This window comes from Bradyrhizobium hereditatis, assembly GCF_020329435.1.
Classification (GTDB): domain Bacteria; phylum Pseudomonadota; class Alphaproteobacteria; order Rhizobiales; family Xanthobacteraceae; genus Bradyrhizobium; species Bradyrhizobium hereditatis.
On the sequence record NZ_JAGKJK010000003.1, the window covers coordinates 339,516 to 356,749 of the forward strand.

16 protein-coding genes are annotated in these 17,234 nt (G+C 58.9%); 1 reads left to right on the plus strand and 15 read right to left on the minus strand.

From position 1 onward, the window contains the following. Positions 1-62: 62 nt before the first annotated feature. The 15 genes from cofH to J6524_RS09625 form a co-directional block, all read right to left on the minus strand. A complete protein-coding gene (gene cofH, locus J6524_RS09555; protein ID WP_225670097.1) occupies positions 63-2,525 on the minus strand; it encodes a 5-amino-6-(D-ribitylamino)uracil--L-tyrosine 4-hydroxyphenyl transferase CofH in 2,463 nt (820 codons plus the stop codon). Positions 2,526-2,568: 43 nt separating this feature from the next. Further along, positions 2,569-3,303 (minus strand): 2-phospho-L-lactate guanylyltransferase, encoded by a 735-nt coding sequence (gene cofC, locus J6524_RS09560; protein WP_225670098.1) that lies wholly within the window; start codon positions 3,301-3,303, stop codon positions 2,569-2,571. Further along, positions 3,300-4,307: a 2-phospho-L-lactate transferase gene (gene cofD / locus J6524_RS09565; protein WP_225670099.1), complete on the minus strand. Its 1,008-nt coding sequence runs from the start codon at positions 4,305-4,307 to the stop codon at positions 3,300-3,302. The genes cofC and cofD overlap by 4 nt, the downstream gene beginning before the upstream one ends. After that, positions 4,304-5,068, minus strand: a complete 765-nt coding sequence (gene cofE, locus J6524_RS09570; RefSeq protein WP_225670100.1) for a coenzyme F420-0:L-glutamate ligase — start codon at positions 5,066-5,068, stop codon at positions 4,304-4,306. The genes cofD and cofE overlap by 4 nt, the downstream gene beginning before the upstream one ends. A 248-nt stretch (positions 5,069-5,316) precedes the next feature. Next, entirely contained in the window at positions 5,317-5,826 is a 510-nt protein-coding gene (locus J6524_RS09575; protein ID WP_225670101.1) for an Lrp/AsnC family transcriptional regulator, read from the minus strand. Between the two features lie 29 nt (positions 5,827-5,855). Then, positions 5,856-6,518 (minus strand): NADPH-dependent F420 reductase, encoded by a 663-nt coding sequence (npdG, locus tag J6524_RS09580; RefSeq protein WP_225670102.1) that lies wholly within the window; start codon positions 6,516-6,518, stop codon positions 5,856-5,858. A gap of 199 nt (positions 6,519-6,717) precedes the next feature. Further along, on the minus strand, positions 6,718-6,951 hold the full coding sequence (locus tag J6524_RS09585) for a MoaD/ThiS family protein (protein WP_225670103.1): 234 nt from the start codon (positions 6,949-6,951) through the stop codon (positions 6,718-6,720). Next, positions 6,948-9,221 carry a xanthine dehydrogenase family protein molybdopterin-binding subunit gene (locus J6524_RS09590; protein ID WP_225670104.1) on the minus strand — a complete coding sequence of 758 codons (2,274 nt, stop codon included), beginning with the start codon at positions 9,219-9,221 and terminating at the stop codon, positions 6,948-6,950. Before J6524_RS09590 ends, J6524_RS09585 begins: the two co-directional genes overlap by 4 nt. Continuing rightward, on the minus strand, positions 9,218-9,712 hold the full coding sequence (locus tag J6524_RS09595; protein WP_225670105.1) for a (2Fe-2S)-binding protein: 495 nt from the start codon (positions 9,710-9,712) through the stop codon (positions 9,218-9,220). The genes J6524_RS09590 and J6524_RS09595 overlap by 4 nt, the downstream gene beginning before the upstream one ends. Further along, positions 9,709-10,584 (minus strand): FAD binding domain-containing protein, encoded by an 876-nt coding sequence (locus J6524_RS09600; protein WP_225670106.1) that lies wholly within the window; start codon positions 10,582-10,584, stop codon positions 9,709-9,711. The genes J6524_RS09595 and J6524_RS09600 overlap by 4 nt, the downstream gene beginning before the upstream one ends. After that, positions 10,581-11,621 carry an LLM class flavin-dependent oxidoreductase gene (locus tag J6524_RS09605; RefSeq protein WP_225670107.1) on the minus strand — a complete coding sequence of 347 codons (1,041 nt, stop codon included), beginning with the start codon at positions 11,619-11,621 and terminating at the stop codon, positions 10,581-10,583. Before J6524_RS09605 ends, J6524_RS09600 begins: the two co-directional genes overlap by 4 nt. 61 nt (positions 11,622-11,682) lie before the next feature. After that, positions 11,683-12,003, minus strand: coding sequence for a RedY/HapK family protein (locus J6524_RS09610; protein WP_225670108.1), 321 nt, complete (start codon positions 12,001-12,003; stop codon positions 11,683-11,685). Beyond that, entirely contained in the window at positions 11,985-13,568 is a 1,584-nt protein-coding gene (locus J6524_RS09615; protein ID WP_225670109.1) for a hydantoinase/oxoprolinase N-terminal domain-containing protein, read from the minus strand. Before J6524_RS09615 ends, J6524_RS09610 begins: the two co-directional genes overlap by 19 nt. Then, on the minus strand, positions 13,565-14,641 hold the full coding sequence (locus J6524_RS09620; protein ID WP_225670110.1) for an S-methyl thiohydantoin desulfurase family protein: 1,077 nt from the start codon (positions 14,639-14,641) through the stop codon (positions 13,565-13,567). Before J6524_RS09620 ends, J6524_RS09615 begins: the two co-directional genes overlap by 4 nt. 42 nt (positions 14,642-14,683) lie before the next feature. Continuing rightward, entirely contained in the window at positions 14,684-15,556 is an 873-nt protein-coding gene (locus tag J6524_RS09625) for an IclR family transcriptional regulator (protein WP_312002367.1), read from the minus strand. 45 nt (positions 15,557-15,601) lie between these two features. Here J6524_RS09625 and J6524_RS09630 point away from each other — a divergent pair, with 45 nt between their 5' ends. Next, entirely contained in the window at positions 15,602-17,224 is a 1,623-nt protein-coding gene (locus J6524_RS09630) for an ABC transporter substrate-binding protein (protein ID WP_225670111.1), read from the plus strand. Positions 17,225-17,234 lie beyond the last annotated feature (10 nt).

A 17,234-nucleotide genomic window follows, 5' to 3' on the forward strand; every position in this document is an offset into this window, starting at 1 on the left:
CGTCAAGCGGCGGGAGTGGCATTCCGGTGTCTCCCAAGGGGAACGCGGACATCCCCGCTCCGCTAGGTCATTTCAAAATTAGTTGCACGGGGCTCTGGCACCACTCCCCTGTCGCGGCGGACTTCTAGTCCAGTAACAATCGGCTTTAGCGCTGACGGGTTCTGCGACGCGAGATAGCGATCATGCGCAACATCGCCATAGACCGTCGTACGTTGGCGCGGCAGGCGTGCCATTTCGCGGATGAGATCTTCCATTTGCTTCGGAGCCATCTCGTGGCCGTGCTGGGCGCCGGCTGAGCGCGAGATCGTTTCATCCATCAGCGTGCCGCCGAGATCGTTCACGCCAACTTCGAGGCAGGCACGAATGCCTTTTTGTCCGAGCTTCACCCATGACGTCTGAATGTTGGAGATCCTCGAGTGGAGCACGAGCCGTCCGATCGCATGCATGAGAACAACCTCGCGAAACGTCGGCCCCTTGCGCGAGCGCCCCTTCAAATAGATCGGGGCTTCCATGTGGACGAACGGCAAAGGGACGAATTCGGTGAAGCCGCCGGTCTCGGCTTGAAGATCGCGGATGCGCAAGAGATGCCTTGCCCAATGCTCGTAACGATCAACATGGCCGAACATGATGGTTGCGGTGCTGCGCAATCCCGCTCTATGGGCCGCTCCCATGATCTGCAGCCACTGCGCCGTGTTGATCTTGTCGGGACACAGAATGGCGCGGACTTCGTCGTCGAGGATTTCCGCGGCCGTCCCGGGCAATGTGCCAAGTCCGGCTTTCTTCAACTCCCGCAGAAACTCATCGACCGAAATCCCGAGCGTTCTGGCGCCCTGGAACACCTCGAGCGGGGAGAACGCATGTATATGCATCTCGGGCGTGAACTGCTTTACGGTCCGGCAGATCTCAAGATACTTCGCGCCGGTGTAGGAGGGATGGATGCCGCCCTGCATGCAAACCTCGGTCGCGCCGCGCTCCCAGGCTTCGCGGGCGCGCCGGCCGATCTCATCCATCGCGATATCGTAAGGCCGCCCGCGCAAATTCTCGGCGAGCTTTCCTTTCGAAAACGCACAGAACTGGCACCTGAAGTAACAGATGTTGGTGTAGTTGATGTTCCGGTTGACAACATAGCTGACGGTATCGCCATTGACGGAGCGGCGCAGCTCATCTGCGGCGCGGCAGACGGCTGTGAAATCGCCCTCCTCGGCCTGGAACAGCGACACGATCTCTGCTTCTTCGAGCCGTGTCCCAGATTGAGCCTTTGCGACAATCCTACCTACGCTGCCGCTCAAAAGCGCGGGCGAGTTGGCCTCTTCACGCAGCATCGCAAGGTCATCGGCAGGCGGATCGCCCCTCGTTCCAGGGCACCATTCGTCCAAACGCGGCCACCCTCTTCCGTCGATAAGACCTAACAGGCTTTTCTGCAGCGATGTGTCGGTCCAGCGTGCATACTGACGCGCATAGGCTGGATAAACCGCGAGACGTTCGACGAGCTTCTTGCCGCATTCGGCAGTGGCCTTGGCAAGACGCGCGAGATGCGGCCAAGGCGCCTCGGGATTGACATGGTCCGGCGTGACTGGGGACACGCCGCCCCAGTCATTGATGCCAGCGGCCAAGATCATGTCCAGCACGCCTGGGCTAAGATTGGGCGGCGCCTGGATGTTCATATCGGGCCGGAACAGCAAGCGCGCCAATGCAATGGTCCACAGATGTTCTTCCAGTGTCGGCGCCGACGCATGTTTCATCCGCGTATTCGGCTTCGGCTTGAAGTTCTGGATAATGATTTCCTGGATGTGCCCGTAGCGTTCGTCCAGGTTGCGCAATGCTAGCAGCGACGAGATGCGCTCAAGCGGCGTCTCGCCGATACCGACCAGCAGTCCGGTCGTGAAGGGGACAGAGAGCTGGCCGGCGAGTTCAATCGTCTGCAGCCGCCTTGCTGGATCCTTGTCAGGTGAACCGAAATGGGGTCCCCCGGGCTCGCACAGCCGTGCAGAGGCGCTCTCGAGCATAATACCTTGCGAGATGGAGACCTTGCGCAAGGTTGCGATATCGTCGGCCTCCATCAAGCCTGGATTGAGATGCGGCAATAGGCCTGTCTCGCAGAAAACCGCGCGCGCGGCTTCTTGGAGATAAGCGAGGGTCGATGCAAACCCCATTTCGTGCAGCTCACGCTCGGCTTTGCCGTAGCGTAGCTCAGGCTTATCACCCAACGTAAATAGCGCCTCTTTGCATCCGGCCTCACGACCGGCACGCGCGATCGCGAGCACCTCACCGATAGTGAGGTAGGCGCGCTGCCCTCTTTGGGGGGCATGGGCAAATGTGCAGTAGTGGCAGACATCCCGGCACAGCTGCGTAAGCGGAATGAAGACCTTTCGCGAGTAGGAGATCTTTCTGCCGTGGGCCTCATCCCGCCTCGATGCCGCCAACCGCATCAGATCGGAAAGAGAGACGTCGCCGACCAGAGATAGGACCTCGGAAGCGGAAATTTCGCTTCGCCTTAGAGTGTCCAGAAGCATCCGATCCACCATTCTCAGAACTCCTCACGCTCCGCTAATTACAACGGAGCTTCCCTCATTTTGCGCAACTAACGTCGACCTCATTTCCGGCGTCCGAATCAACGATCGCGCGGCTGTGTCCAGCACCTCCGCCACGTCGCCGTTCCCCCAGATTGATGGAACGCAAATAGCGATCGGTCGAGGTAGACGTGCTTAGGTCAAGAAAATCAAAGAGATCGGCGGGACTGTCGAGATCAAGCCCAACTCTTGCATTGCGGCACACGATGGGCTCGATGCCGAGGCGATCGGCGGCGGCGACGTGGCGGGCAAAGCTGTCGGGGCCGAAACACGGCTGCAATGGCCGCGCCAAGGTGAACGCAACGGCGTTCGTGCCGCCATCGCGTGGCGCCGGCACAATCACTACGAGGTTGCGCTCTGCGGCCTGAAGAAGCGTTGAAATATCTTCGCTCAAGATCGCGGGCACATCGCTCGGCAGAGCGACGACAAGCCGGCCTCCCCTCTTTTCGACCCCTGCGAGACCTGCCGCTATTGCCTCGTTCGTTCCGTTCGCGCCGCCGTCATCAATGACAACAGCACCCAAGCGAGCTGCTTCTCGCGCGACATCGTCTGCACCGGTGACAACAGCGACTTTCTTCGACGTCGGCGCGCTGCATGCTGCCTCAAGAACATCGGTCAGCATGATACGCGCCAATGTGGCGCGCTCGGATCCGGTCAAAATTGATGAGAGCCGCTGCTTTGCGCCCAAGAACATCTTAGCCGGGACAATCACCCATGCATCAGGGCTGGTCACGAAACACCTCCGCTCAAGGGTCCTTTTTCCTGTCCCTTGCGCTTTGTTCGAAGGCTATCGCCGAACGTAAGCGCGTGCTCCGCGAGGGCGATTTTTGATTGCAATCCACTCATCAATGTTGGTGCCAGATGCACATCGATGCTCAGGTCGGCAGCCCCTTCGGCATCTGTTGTGTCTATAATCAAGCCATCGATCAGCCCGGCGTAATGTCTCGCAATCTCTCCGTTTGTGACCTCAAGGCCGAGCTCGTCCATGATCTTTCGTGTCGGCCCTTTGACGGCTTGGCCCCCTATGATCGGAGAAATGGCGATGATAGGAACACCGGCCGCTCGCAGTTTTTCCGTCGTTCCTGGAACAGCCAGGATCGGATCGATGCTCAGATAAGGGTTGGACGGACATAGGACGATGAGGCGGAGATCATCAGCGTCAAGAGCCTGAAGCACCTCCTCTGTGAGGCGGGCGCTTTCCGCCCCTCTGAATCGGATCTGCTTGACCGCCGGCTCGCAGCGCCGCCCAACAAAATAGCGTTGGAATTCGAGTTCACCTTCCGTACTTACAACGATGGTGGAAAGCTTGTCGTTGGTAATGGGCAGCACGTTTGAACGAATACCCAAGCGACCTGCGATATCGATCGCAATAGCTGTGAGATTTTCACCGCTTAGTCGCCGGCGGGTTCGCTCCACATGCATTGCCATGTCGCGATCGCCAAGGGAGAACCAGGTCTGCCCGCCGATTTCCTTCAAAGCCTCCATGAAGTTCCAGGTCTCATCGGATCGACCCCAACCACGTTGCTGGTCGCTCAAACCGCTGAGCGTATAAAGCACTGTATCTAGGTCTGGGGAGATATGTAGCCCGAGATGCTCGAAATCGTCCGCGACATTTACGACAACAGTCAGACGTTCTCCGAGGAGGTGCTGCAAGCCGAGAGCAAGCTTTGCTCCTCCGACTCCCCCGCAGAGGGCCACCACACGGCCTTCATCAGACAGACGAGAAGGTCCCTTCATCTGAAAAGATCCTGCTCCTTCGGACGGACAAGAACCGAGGCAGGCGTTGTCGGCGCCTGAAATGACAGTCCGCGGACGTGGACGATCGGTTGTCCCTCGGCAGCCTGTCCCATTACCAACGACGCGGCCGCTGCCAGTTCATCAGCCACGGCGATCTCCGTCACCTGCATAGGCCGCCCGAACAAATCGGGCTTCCCCACCATACTCTGAAGCGCAGGCAGCCCTGCACATCCGATTGCCACCCCAACAACACCGTTGCGCCACGGGCGACCGAAGCTGTCGTTCATGACCACTGCGACATTCACGCCGAAACATCGATCGAGCCCGGCCTTTAAGCGCTCGCAGCTGTCATCCGGATCTTTTGGCAGCAGCAGCACGCGATGACTATGACCTTGATCGATATTGGATTGATCGATCCCGGCATTCGCCATCACGAACCCAAGGCGGTGAGCAACGATGATCACGTTCTGCCTGGAGCGGATGACCTCGCTTGACTCCGAGAGCACCACCTCGATGTGCCGCGGGTCCTTTCCAACCGTTTTTGCGAGTTCCAATGCCCGTGCGGAAGGGCTCACGTCATCGAGATAAACGTACCTATTTTCCGCCTTCGAGACGATTTTTTGTGCAATTACGAAAATGTCACCCGAGGCGACCTCGATGCCAGCACTAGTGACGCCATCCGCAATGATAGACACAAGATCGTCGTCCGGCCTCACCATAGGGATCCCAGGAAGGGCGGTATAAGTGATGCTCCTAGTCATCGCGAGGTCTTTCTCCCTTCGCGGCTGCCAACTTCTCGATTATTAATTCTCGCACATGTGCATCTCGCTTGAAAATGGTGTCCGCCGACATGCCCCCAGTCGGTGCTAATCCGCTATATTCCATCTTCTTCTCCGTGGGCAGTTTGTAAGTGCTCAACTGTCAGATGCGCTCTCTCGATGCGATCGTCGTGCAGGAGTGCCGATTAACCTCTTCGCGCTTACATCATACGGCCGCTAACCCAAGTTGGTCACTTGCCTCTACGCTGCGTCCCAGCCGGTCTAATCATTATGAGAGCAGCAGGAGAGATGGATCGCTTCACTACGGTACGCATTGCAAAGCTGGATTGCAGTCTCGCGACGCCTGGCAACCGCGATAGGTGCTGCTTATGGATACGTTCGTAGTCCTCCATGCCACATGCCAGCACTTGAACCTGATAGTCGTCCGCACCCGACATAAGATGGCACGAGATTACGTCGGGGCACTTGTGGATTTCAGTCTCAAAGCGTGCGAGTGCATCCTCGTTTTGGCGATCAAGTGTGATGTGAACGATCACTGTCAGCGGGAAGCCGAGCGCATTCACATCGATGTTTGCCGCGTAACCCTTGATGATGCCGGTTTTCTCCATTTGCAGTACGCGCCTCGCACAGGCGGTCGCTGACAGTCCGACCCGTTCGGAGAGAGCCAAGTGGCTTATTCGGGCATCTTGAATGAGTTCGCGCAGAATTTTACGGTCGAGAGAATCGAGGGCTGAGAGCATCGCGTGGAGAGCCCCTATCTTTGTTCCATTCACGTCAAGCCGGAGATCGAGATGCCGGCGCCTTTCACTTTGTATTTGCGGTTGATCGCGATCAGGACAGAGGTTAGAGCCTCGGCCGCGGTCGAATTCGCGAGGACACCGCCATCGACGCCACGATTACTCACAGCGTCCGCGAGCGTTATCACTTGGTTGCGGGCATCGGCGTCATCGCTGAACACTAGGACATCGCAGTCTGCCTTGCCGCCAGCATGAAGCTTCTGCGAGCCGACATTGTGGAAGGCGCCGACCACGCGCGAGCTTGGATCAAGCAGCGACTGCGCTATCAGGGCTGCTGAACCAGCACTTGGGAGATGAACGACGGATACTTTTGGCGGCACGAGGGGCACTACCGCGGTGACGACAATCTTGCCCTTGGCAGGATCTTTGATCTCGGCCAGGCTTGCTTCATAGTTGGAGAAAGGAACCGCAACGACGACGATGTCGCTCTTGGCAGCTGCGACAGCGTTGGTGTCGCCGCTGACATTGGCGAACCCTTCCGACTTCAGGAGCGAGACTGTCTCCTGAGCACGGTCAATTGAGCGGGATCCGAGAATGACGGAATATCCGGCGCGACTCCAGCTGCGCGCAAGGCCAGACCCGAAATCGCCTGTGCCGCCGACGATTGACAAAATAGGACGGTTAACGTTCGACATGTGGATTGCACCTTCTTTGCTTACGGCATGACGTCTTCCGCGAAACTCTGCTTTGCTTGAGTGTGCCGGACCGTATTCACACCAGACCGAACACTCAACAGGTGAGTGGCTGCCGCATCATCACGTGCACAGGCTCTTCAAATCCAGCTCGCCGGCAGGTCAACAGTTTTGAGCCCCTCCTGGACGAAAGGATTTCATGCTAGCCACCCTCGAGATAGGGAAAGAAATTGAGTTCAGCACCGTCTTCGACTTCGGCGGACAACGGCACCACCACGTCACCAATCGACGCCAGCCAGACCTCATGCTCGGCGCTCAAGGAGTCGATCACGTTGAGAATCGTTGTTCCGTCGGGCAGGTCAAGCTGAATGGATCCAATTCCGTCGGGCAAGAAACGACGGAGGTTTCCATGCATATTGATCTCAACGCGGATCATGAGTGTTGCACCTGCATAGCGGCGGCAATCTTTTCAGCTGTCATGGGCAGCGAATTCGGCCAACAGCCGGTCGCCGCTGCGATCGCATTTCCGATGGCAGCCGGTGGCTCGATACAGGGCGGCTCGCCGACGCCCTTGGCCCCGTAAGGACCGGCAGCGGAGCGGCATTCCACGATGATGCTCTCGATCTCCGGGACATCCATCGCTGTCGGCATCTTGTAATCGGTCAGGTTCGCATTCATGACGCAACCGTCCTGATAAACGATCTCTTCCGACAGTGCCTGGCCGATACCTTGCGCCACTCCGCCCTCGATCTGGCCCTCGATATAGGTCGGATTGATCGCATATCCGACGTCCTGGGCCACGACATAGCGATTGATGGTCACTTTGCCGGTTGCTTGATCGACCGACAGGTCGACGGCATGGGCATGGTAACTCGGCGTATTCCATACAGGCAGCGGATGGTTCTGAACACGCGTTGGATCATAAGCGGGCGCGGGCGAAATGGCCGTGCCATGCGCGATGAGCCCGCCGCCGGCAAGACGCGAGATGCGCGCCAATTCCGCAATCGAAATCGACTTGTTGCCGGCCACCACATGCTTGTCCTGCAGCTTCATGTCCTCAATCGGTGCTTCCAGCTGCTTGGCTGCGAGCTCGAACATCTGGCGCCGCAGCTCGCTAGCTGCCGCAAGACACGCATTGCCGACCGAGAACGTCGTGCGGCTTCCTTGAGCGCCGAAGTCAAATGGAGCGGCCTGAGTGTCGACCCCGGTTACGTTGATGTCCGTCAGATCGAGGGACAGCTCCTCGGCCAGAACCTGAGCAGCGCCCGTGATGGCGCCGGTGCCAATTTCGACGGCGCCGCTCACAAGCGTCGCACTTCCATCAGGATTGATCTTAACATAGACGCCGGACGAGCCACCGGTTGTCATCCACCAGCTGCAGGCAATCCCCTTGCCACGTCCTGGCTCGGGATTGCGATCGTGCCAGCCGATCGCATCGGCCGCTTTGCGCAGGCATTCCTCGATGCTCACAGATCTATGAATCTCGCCGGAAGGACCTGGGTCTCCCTCCTTGACGACGTTCCGCAGGCGCATTTCGAGAGGATCCAATCCGAGGTCCTTCGCGATCATGTCGATCTGGCATTCCATCGCGAAATTCGCCATCGGCCCGGCAGGAGCGCGGAACGAGCCCGAATGGACCTTGTTAGTGTAGACAGCGATGCTTTCGAACGCGAGCGCTCCGGTCTTGTAAGGACCCGCCATGACCTGCAGCGCGATTGCAGCCGTGCCCGGACCTGAGCCTGCATAAGCGCCACAATCCACGATGATCCTGCCGCTTCGAGCGAGAAGATGTCCTTCCTTGTCGACAGCAGTCTTAAGCAGAACGATGGAGGCCTGACGGGGAAGCGCGGCTGTGAGCTCTTCTTCGCTCGTCGACATCACCTTGACAGGGCGCGCGGTCTTGCGCGCCAGGAGAGCCGCGAAATGCTCAACGCCGATCCTTAGCTTGCCGCCAAAGCCGCCACCAATGCCTGGCACGGTCACCCGCACACGCGCGGCCGGCAGATCAAGGATCTCGGCCAAAGTCGTTTGCGTATCGAACGGCAATTGTGTGTTACACCAGACGGTCACGATTCCATTCGCATCCCAGTCGGCGGTCGCGACCCGTGGCTCTGTATATCCAGGATGCTGCAACGCGGTTGAGAAACGATGCTCGTAGACCTTATGGGCTTTTGCGAATGCCGCTTCGGCATCGCCGACGCGAATGCGCGCTTGACCTGCGATATTGCGGTTTCTCGAAATGATCGGGAGCGCCTTGTAAGTTTCCCAATCCGGATGGATCCGGATATCGCTCTTGAGCGCCTCCTCCGGATCAAACAGCGGTGGCAAATCCTCGTATTCGACCTCAATGGCTGCAAGCGCGCGCTCGGCGATCTCGAGAGAGGTGGCGGCAACAGCGGCTATTGCGTGTCCGGTGAACAGCGCGCGATCAGTTGCGAACACAGTTGTATCGCGCACTGCCGTTCCGTAACGGATCTGTGGAATATCGGCCGAGGTGATGATTCCCCGCACGCCCGCCATTGCAGCCGCTCGGGAGGTATCGATCTTTTTGATCAGCGCGTGCGCTCGCGTACTGCGCAGAACCCTGCCGTAGAGCATGCCGGGGAGCTTGAAATCTGCGGCATAGACGTGCTTTCCGGTAACCTTGCCGACGCCATCCCGTCGGGGTAGGCGGTGACCGGCAACGCGATGGGTATGTGCGCTCATTGCTTGGCTCCCGAGAGTGCGATGCGGTCTGCCGCGGTTGCCACGGCATCAATGATCTTGCGATAGCCGGTACAGCGGCACAGGGTCCCTGCGATCGCTTCCCTGATTTCGTCGCGCGAAGGCCGGCAGCCCGGATTTTCATCGAGGAATGACTTTGCCGTCAGGATCATTCCCGGGATGCAGTAGCCGCACTGAACAGCACCGCATTCGATGAATGCTTCCTGCAGGGGATGCAGATGCTCGGGATCGCCAATCCCCTCGATCGTTGTGACAGAGCATCCCTCGACCTGGGCTGCGAGCAGGATGCATGAATTGATGGCCTTTCCATCGAGCAGCACCGTACAGACGCCGCACTCTGCTTCCAGGCAGTTCTCTTTCGTGCCCATCATGCCGATCTCGTTGCGCAGGACCTGCAGCAGCGTCCAATGGGGCTCGATGAGCACTTGATGGCTCTCGCCATTGACAACGATATTGAGAATTTTCCGGTTCATTGATCTTGTTCCCGAATTCGTTGCAAACACGTCGTCAGCGCGCGCTCAACCATGACGGCGACAAGACCGCGGCGATAACCGGCCGATGCGCGGACATCAGAGATCGGACTGCAAGCCTCTGCCGCGAGCCTGCCCGCCTCCGCAAAGCTTTCTTTCCCGGCAGGTTTGCCGATGAGGTAGCCTTCTGCCTGTTCGGGCCGGAACGCCGTGGGGCTTGCGGCGCCGATGGCCAGGCGCACGGAAGCGCAACGCGAGGTCGAAGCCTCTAGCGTCAAGCAAGCAGCAACACAAACGATCGAAATCTCCATCGCACGCCGACGCCCTTCCTTCAGGAAGGCGGTTGCTGATCTGGCTGGAAGCTTGGCAAATCGGATGCTGGTCACGATCTCTGCCGGTGAGAGATTGGTTCGTCCCGGGCCAACGATGAAGTCGCGCAAGGCGACAGAGCGCCGTCCCTGCGGGCCGGTAATGTCGAGACTCGCATCGAGCGCGAGCAGCGGCGGCACAAAATCGGCGGCTGGCGAAGCATTGACGATATTGCCGCCGATCGTGGCGATGTTTCGGACCTGATGCCCACCAACCACACTTGCAGCTTCCACCAGCACCCGCAAATCACCCCGAAACGCAGGATGGGTTTCCACGCTGCGATACTTTGTCAGCGCGCCAAGGGTGAATGCGTCAGTGGTCTCAGTGATCTCGCTCAGGCCGGGCAGGCAGGCGACATCGATCAGATGCGCGGGATCAATCTTCTTCCGATTGATCTGGATGACCGTATCGGTCCCGCCGGCGACATAGCGCGCGGTGGGCGCAAAACGTTGAGCGAGGTCAATGGCCTCCGTGACTGTCGCCGGCCGATGAAGATCAAAGCTCATGGCTTCACCCCTTCGTTAGCCTGTACAGCAGGCCAGACCTCTGAGCCCATCTTAGCGATCGTGTCCTCGATTGTACCTCCTTCGGCCGCGAAGGGCATGGTGATGATGCCATCAACCCCGGCATGGCGCAGTTCGATCACACGCGCCGTCACTTCCTCGACATTGCCGGCCAGAGTGAAGGCGTTGATGTGGCGGTCGGTCACGTATGGCAGCAGAGGAAGATAGGGCGTCACGCCGGCGGCGTAGTGGGCACCCTGAACGGTGGCGAGTATATCCTGCGGCAATGTGAGCCCCTGCTCTTCAGCTGTTTCAAACTTAAGACGTCCTGCACCGAGCAAGCGTGCAACCGTCGGCCGCAGAGCGTCACGGGCGGCCTGACTATCTGACGCAATACAGGCATTGAGCCGAACGATCAGTTTGACGGATTTGGGATCGCGGCCGGCCTTCCTGGCGCCCTCATCCAGTCTCGCACGGAACGCCTTGACTTCCGCGGCGTTGCCGCCTGCCTCCATGAACGCGGCATCGGCGCAAGCGCCCGCGGTCCGTTGGCCGAGCGGCCCGTTACTAGCCACATAGATTGGGATATCGGCGCGTATCGGGGTGAAGTTCAGCTTGCCCTCCCTGAACTGAATGACTTCACCTTCATAGGCGACAGTCTCGCCTCGCAGAAGCATGCGAATGACCTCGATCGCTTCGCTTATAGCGCGCGCGGGCTTCTTCCGATCGATGCCAAGCTCTGCAAAGCCCGAAATCCCGGCGCCGATACCCAGAATTGCGCGCTTGTTGGAAATCTCGTCAAGCGTCGCAATCGCCATAGCCGTCAACGCGGGGTGCCTTGCATAGGGGTCCGTTACACAAGGTCCGAGCCTGACCCGCGACGTGTTTTGAGCAAAGTAGCTCAGGCAGGAATAGACCTCCCGATAAAATCGTTCATCGGCAAGCCAGACCGTATCGTAGCCGCTCGCTTCGGCGAGCTTGACGCGATCAAGCATCTTGATCATGGGCGCGTTGCCGAGAATAAGCAGATCGAGGGTCATCTTGGTGTCCTGTTTTGCGGCTTCCGTCTTGGGTCAGGCAGAGCTCAATGCGACGAAGATGTCATTCTATCTCATCGCTGACGAAATAGATGTTCTTCGAGCGATCGAGAAACTTGCCATAAAGCTCCTCTCGCAGAGCAACGCCGGCCGGCGAGGCCAGATCCTTGTCATGTTGCTCGAGGCTCTTGACTTCGATCCGCTCGATGTACTGCCACGTTGAACTTTCGGCACCCTGGATGGGGCGGCGAATGCGGTGCACCTTGTAGCTCACATAATTGTCGAGGCTGCGCACAAGAGCGTAGTCGCGTTCGCGCACCCAGGCCTCGTATTCGGCTGGATCGACCCCAGGCTTTAGCGTGCTGATCAGGAAACGGACTGGCATGCGACTTTCTCCTTGGCTGTTTTCTCAGTACGGGTTGACTGAATATCTCCGACGACTTTGACGCGGACGCGCATCGCATTTCCTGGCAGATAGGCGATTGGGGTGTCCTCTGCCTCGACCAGAGCGAGCGAGGCCGACTCCGCACCCGCCTCCACCGCCCGGGTATCGGCAAGCTTGCGCGCCGAGGCGACGGCCTCATCTCGCGTCAGACCCTGGAAGACCTGGTCGACTTCACCACTGACCTGGGCGATGGCCGCGCCAACTGCATTTGCGCAACCTCCGTGCTGAACCCGGACAACACGCCCGACGCCCTGCAATTCTTCAGGAACAAGAAACGCGCCGCCACCGACCGCGATGAGGGTGACGTCTTCGGCGCTTGTCTTCATCCGATCAACGTTCTCTTCCAACATCTCCTTGCAGCGACGCAAAATGTTGCTCACCTCACCGGCAGTTATGTGCGCCACACGCTTGCGATCGCCGAGGTCGATCAATCCGGCGGCGACGCCAATGTCAGTTGCCGTCACGGTGTCCCCTCCAAAGACAAGCGCCTCCTTGGACAGGCGATACCCAACACTAAGTGGGCCGATCGTGCCCCCATCAAGATCGACATGGCTGCCGCCCCCAAGTCCGATGGACACGAGGTCCGGCATACGGAACAGCGTCCTGACACCCCCAATATGCACGACCGCGTTGGCCTCACGCGGAAAACCATTCCGCAGGTGGCCAAAATCAGCTGTCGTGCCGCCGACGTCGACCACCACCGCTTCTTTAAGGCCAGAAAGATAGGCCGCGCCGCGCATGGAGTTGGTCGCGCCAGAAGCGAAGCTGAACACCGGGTATGCGGCGGCACGTGACGCTTCTGCGACGGTGCCATCGTTCTGCGTGACAAAAAGAGGAGCGTTAAGTCCGACCTTTGACTTGGCGCGCTCGAAGGCCGTGATGGTCTCCTCGGCAAGCGCAATGAGAGAGGCGTTAAGAATTGCCGCATTCTCGCGTTCGAGCAAGCCGATCCCGCCAAGCAGATGTGCGCAGGTGATCGACACATCCGGGATTTCCTCGCGCAGGATCGCGGCAACCGCCTTTTCGTCAGAAGGGTCGAGCGGAGAGAATAGTGCGTTGACGACGACGTATTTGAGACCGCGATTGCGGATCTCGCGCGCAGTTTGTCTGGCCGCAGCGATATCGAGAGTAGCGAACCTGCGCCCATCATAATCGTGACCACCTTCGATTTGCCAGACGCCGCCATTGGCAAGCTCAGCGAGGCCAGCCGGCCAATCTGTGAAGGGCGGCAAGGAGCTGGTGGCGGGGAGCGCGATGCGGATCACCGCAACTTTCGTGAGATGGTGACGCTGAACTACCGCATTGATGAAGTGGGTCGTACCGATCATCAGAGCGTCAATGCCGGCAGTAAGGTTGGCAGTCAGATCGAGCGCCTCGATGGCCGCAGCCACGCCGCTGGTGACGTCGGCAGTGGTGGCGACCTTCACGCCTTGGACGACCTTTCCGTCGTCGATCAGCACGGCATCCGTGTTGGTGCCACCCACGTCAATACCAATGCGTCTCATGAGCAGAATACCGACTTGAAATCGATGTCATAGCCGAAGGCACGGGGGCCGACATGGTCGAGCCCGCGCGGCGAAAGGAAAACCGGAGCAGCCGGAAGGGCGATCACCGTCGTCCGCTGCCCGTAGCGAATGGTTTCAGTTCCGATTGCTTCACCAGATTCACTGTCGAGAACGCAAATGAGGTCGGGCGTCGACACGACCGCCTGTCCATCACGCCACACGACGATCCACTCGTTCTGGAAATCGATGCGAATTTGGCTACCGTGATTCTCGCCAAGCCCTTTGAGGACGGAGCGGCCGCGCAAAAAGCCCTCCGTTGTCCGACGCTCGACCTCGACGACTTTGCCTGAGAACAGGAGCTTTCCCGATTCCGCTTTCAGAATGGCGGCAATCGGATCGGCATGCTGCCGATTGGCTTCGACGACAGCCCTTCCGAGATTGATAGCCTTGGATGTGGTGCGCGGGATTGCCCATTTCTTCACTTCCGCACCAGTGCGCGGTGCCTTGCAAGTCGCAACAATGGATCCGAACTCTGTGCAAAGCTTGCGGCTCACGCGCTCCATCCATTTCCAAGAAGAGGTCTTGCCAACGATGGCCTCATTGCCGCGCGGATCGATCGAGGTCAGCGGATAAGGCGCGAGATTGCCAACCGCAAAGCTCGTCATCTGCGCTTCAGGGTAGGCGCGGCCCATCGCATCGGCATCGACAACCGGAATCTTGAGATGGACAGCAGCAAGCAAAGACTGCATGCCATTGCCCCCACCGATCTCGACTGGCATCACCGCCCTGAACTTGCGGCCAAGATGCTCCTCCATGGCCGAGACGGCGCGAGCGATCAGCCTGCTGTCGACCAGCCGCTCCTGGAAAACGAGCGGAGCACCCATGACCGAGACGACCGCAACCGCATCGTCATCATCCAACTCGTCCGGGTCAATGAGATTGATGCGAACGCCGTCATTGTAGAAGCGCCGCAAGTTCAGCAGCGCGTGATACGGACTTCCGCCACCACCCGTTCCGAGAATCCAGGCCCCGACCGAGAGCGCCTCGATATCCTCTGGACTCAATTGCCTCATCTATTGCCTCCAAGCCGCACCACTTGCAGCGATAAAACAAGTTCACGCGGCAGCCCCACCCCCGCCCAACGCGCGCTGCGCCCGCTGAGCGAGGAAATGGTCCCCGAAGCGGTGCGCGATACGCTGGGCAGCAGTCGTAAGCAGCGTGATCATGCGACTCCTCTCCTCGTCGCTCAGGTGCGAGGCGGGATAGGAAATACAGAAACCTACCGTCTCGCCGAGCTCCGGATCGGAGACACTCACGGAGATCGAACCAACTCCGGGGATCGCCTCATCGACGGCCTCGGCCCAGCCGAACCGACGCGGCTGGTCAAGAGCTGCCACCAGCTCATCGACATTTTGAGGCGCGCGCGGCGAAGGCGGAGCGACGCCTTCTGCATGAAGCGAGCGCACGACATTATCCGAAAACCGCGCGAGCAGGCTGCGCCCAATGGCAGTCGCAAATGCGGGGGCGCGCTGGCCAAGCGGCGTAAACACGCGCAAGGCGTGAGACCCCTGATACATCCGAATGACCAAAACATCCGCGCCATCAAGGATCGAGACATACCCCGTATGCCCGGTCTCTCGGCTGATCTCTCTCACGGCCTCATCGACCGCATCAATCAACGAAGAATTCAGCTTGTAGAGGCGCGAAATCTCAAAAAGCAGATTTCCGACCTTGTAGCGCGGCGGGTTCTCCGAGCGCGACAGCAACCCCTCTTGCAACATCGTTTTCAGCAGTCGAGATGCTGAACTTTTAGGCATCTTTAGCAGCTGGGAGACGTCTGTCACCGACACTTCGAGCCTGCTAGGCCCAAAAAGTCTAAGTACTTCAGCAGCGTTCTCGATTGCGCCCACTTTATAATCACCGTGTTTCGTATATTGAAACTGAGTTGACAATAACAGGACGATGACAATAATGCAAGCATCGCGCACCGGATGACCGGCAAATCTTCGCGCAACGTCGGGAGGGGAATTGAGATGAGAAGCACGCGCCGTCGGGATTTCTTGAAGCTTGCCGCAACCAGCGTCGCGACCCTCGCCTTCACCGGCACGGCCCGTTCGGCTGCCGCGCAAGAAAAGCGAACGCTGACAGTCGCCTGGGATGCCGATATCGACACGCTCGATCCGGCCTCGTTCAAGACGTCGGCAGGCTACACTGTGCAAGCCAATGTTTACGACAGTCCGCTGATGTGGAGGGTGCAGCCGGTCGCGGGAAAGCCGGGAGTGTCGCAAGCAAAGCCGGGCGAGATCGAGGGCGGCATCGCCCAGTCCTGGTCTTTCGAAAATGGTGGCGCCACGCTAGTGCTGAACATCCGCAAAGGCGTGAAATTACCGAGCGGTCGCGATGTCAACGCAACGACTGTGAAGTATCTCCTCGACCGCGGGCTGCAGTCGCCGGGCTATATGCGCATCCTGTTTCCGCGGCTTCTGGGCGTAACGCACCCCGAGCACTTCAAGGTGCGTGACGAGTTTACGATCGAGATCAACATGCCCTCGCCAAGTCCGATGGCGCTGGACACGATGGCGCTCATGAACAACGCGCTGCTTGATCCGGATGAGGTCAAGACGAATGGGACCGCGGAAGATCCCTGGGCTGCCAATTGGTTGAAGCGAAACACCGCTGGGCTCGGACCCTATCAGCTGGTGAAGAACCAGCCCGGGGTCGAGGTCGTCCTGGAAGCGCAGGCTGATCACTGGCGTGGTCGGCCCTATTTCGATCGGGTGGTCTTCAAATATGTGCCGAACGAAGCCGATCGCGTGCTGCTGCTCAAACGCAAGGCCATCGACATGGTGGTCGGCAGATCAACCCTGTCTCCGCGCAATGTGAAGAGTCTCGCGGCCGAGCCAGGTTTGAAGACCGTCTCCGTGCCGGACACCCTGTGTCACTGGCTTTGCATGAACACGCAGAAGGCGCCGCTTAACAACGTCAAAGTGCGTCAGGCCATCAATTACGCGATCCCGGTTCAGGCCATCATCCCGAGCGTGCTGTATGGCTATGGTACCGAGATGAAGAGCCCTGTGCCGAGTTTGACGCCCGGTTACGATAGCACGATTAGCCCCTACAAGTACGACATCACAAAGGCCAAGGAGTTGATGCGCGAGGCGGGCTTTGGCAAGGAGCCGGTTGCGATTGACCTTGCGGTACGCGCTGGATGGCAACCGCACGAGCAGGCTTCGATCTGGCTCCAGACCGAGCTGGAGAAGATCGGCTTCAAAGTGAGCATCGTCAAGGAAACCGAGGCCACCTTCCGCCAGATCGCGACCAAAGGCGAACACCAGCTTTCGATCGAGTCGTGGCAGTCTTGGATCAACGATCCCTTTTATCACCTGTTTTTCAACTTCCACAGCACAGCAAAAGGCACCAACACCTCATTCTATTCCAATCCGGAAGTAGACAAGCTGATCGATGAGAACATGCACGAAACCGACATTGGCAAGCGCCTCGCAGCAGCAAAACGCCTGCAGGAGATTATCATCGGCGACGCTGTCTGGGGGCACCTCTGGTACGAGAACTGGACCCGCGTCATGCGATCCGACCTCGTTGGCATTGAAAAGCGGTGGGATAGTTATGAGCGCTTTTTCAGCATGAAGCTCGCCTGAGCATCAATTC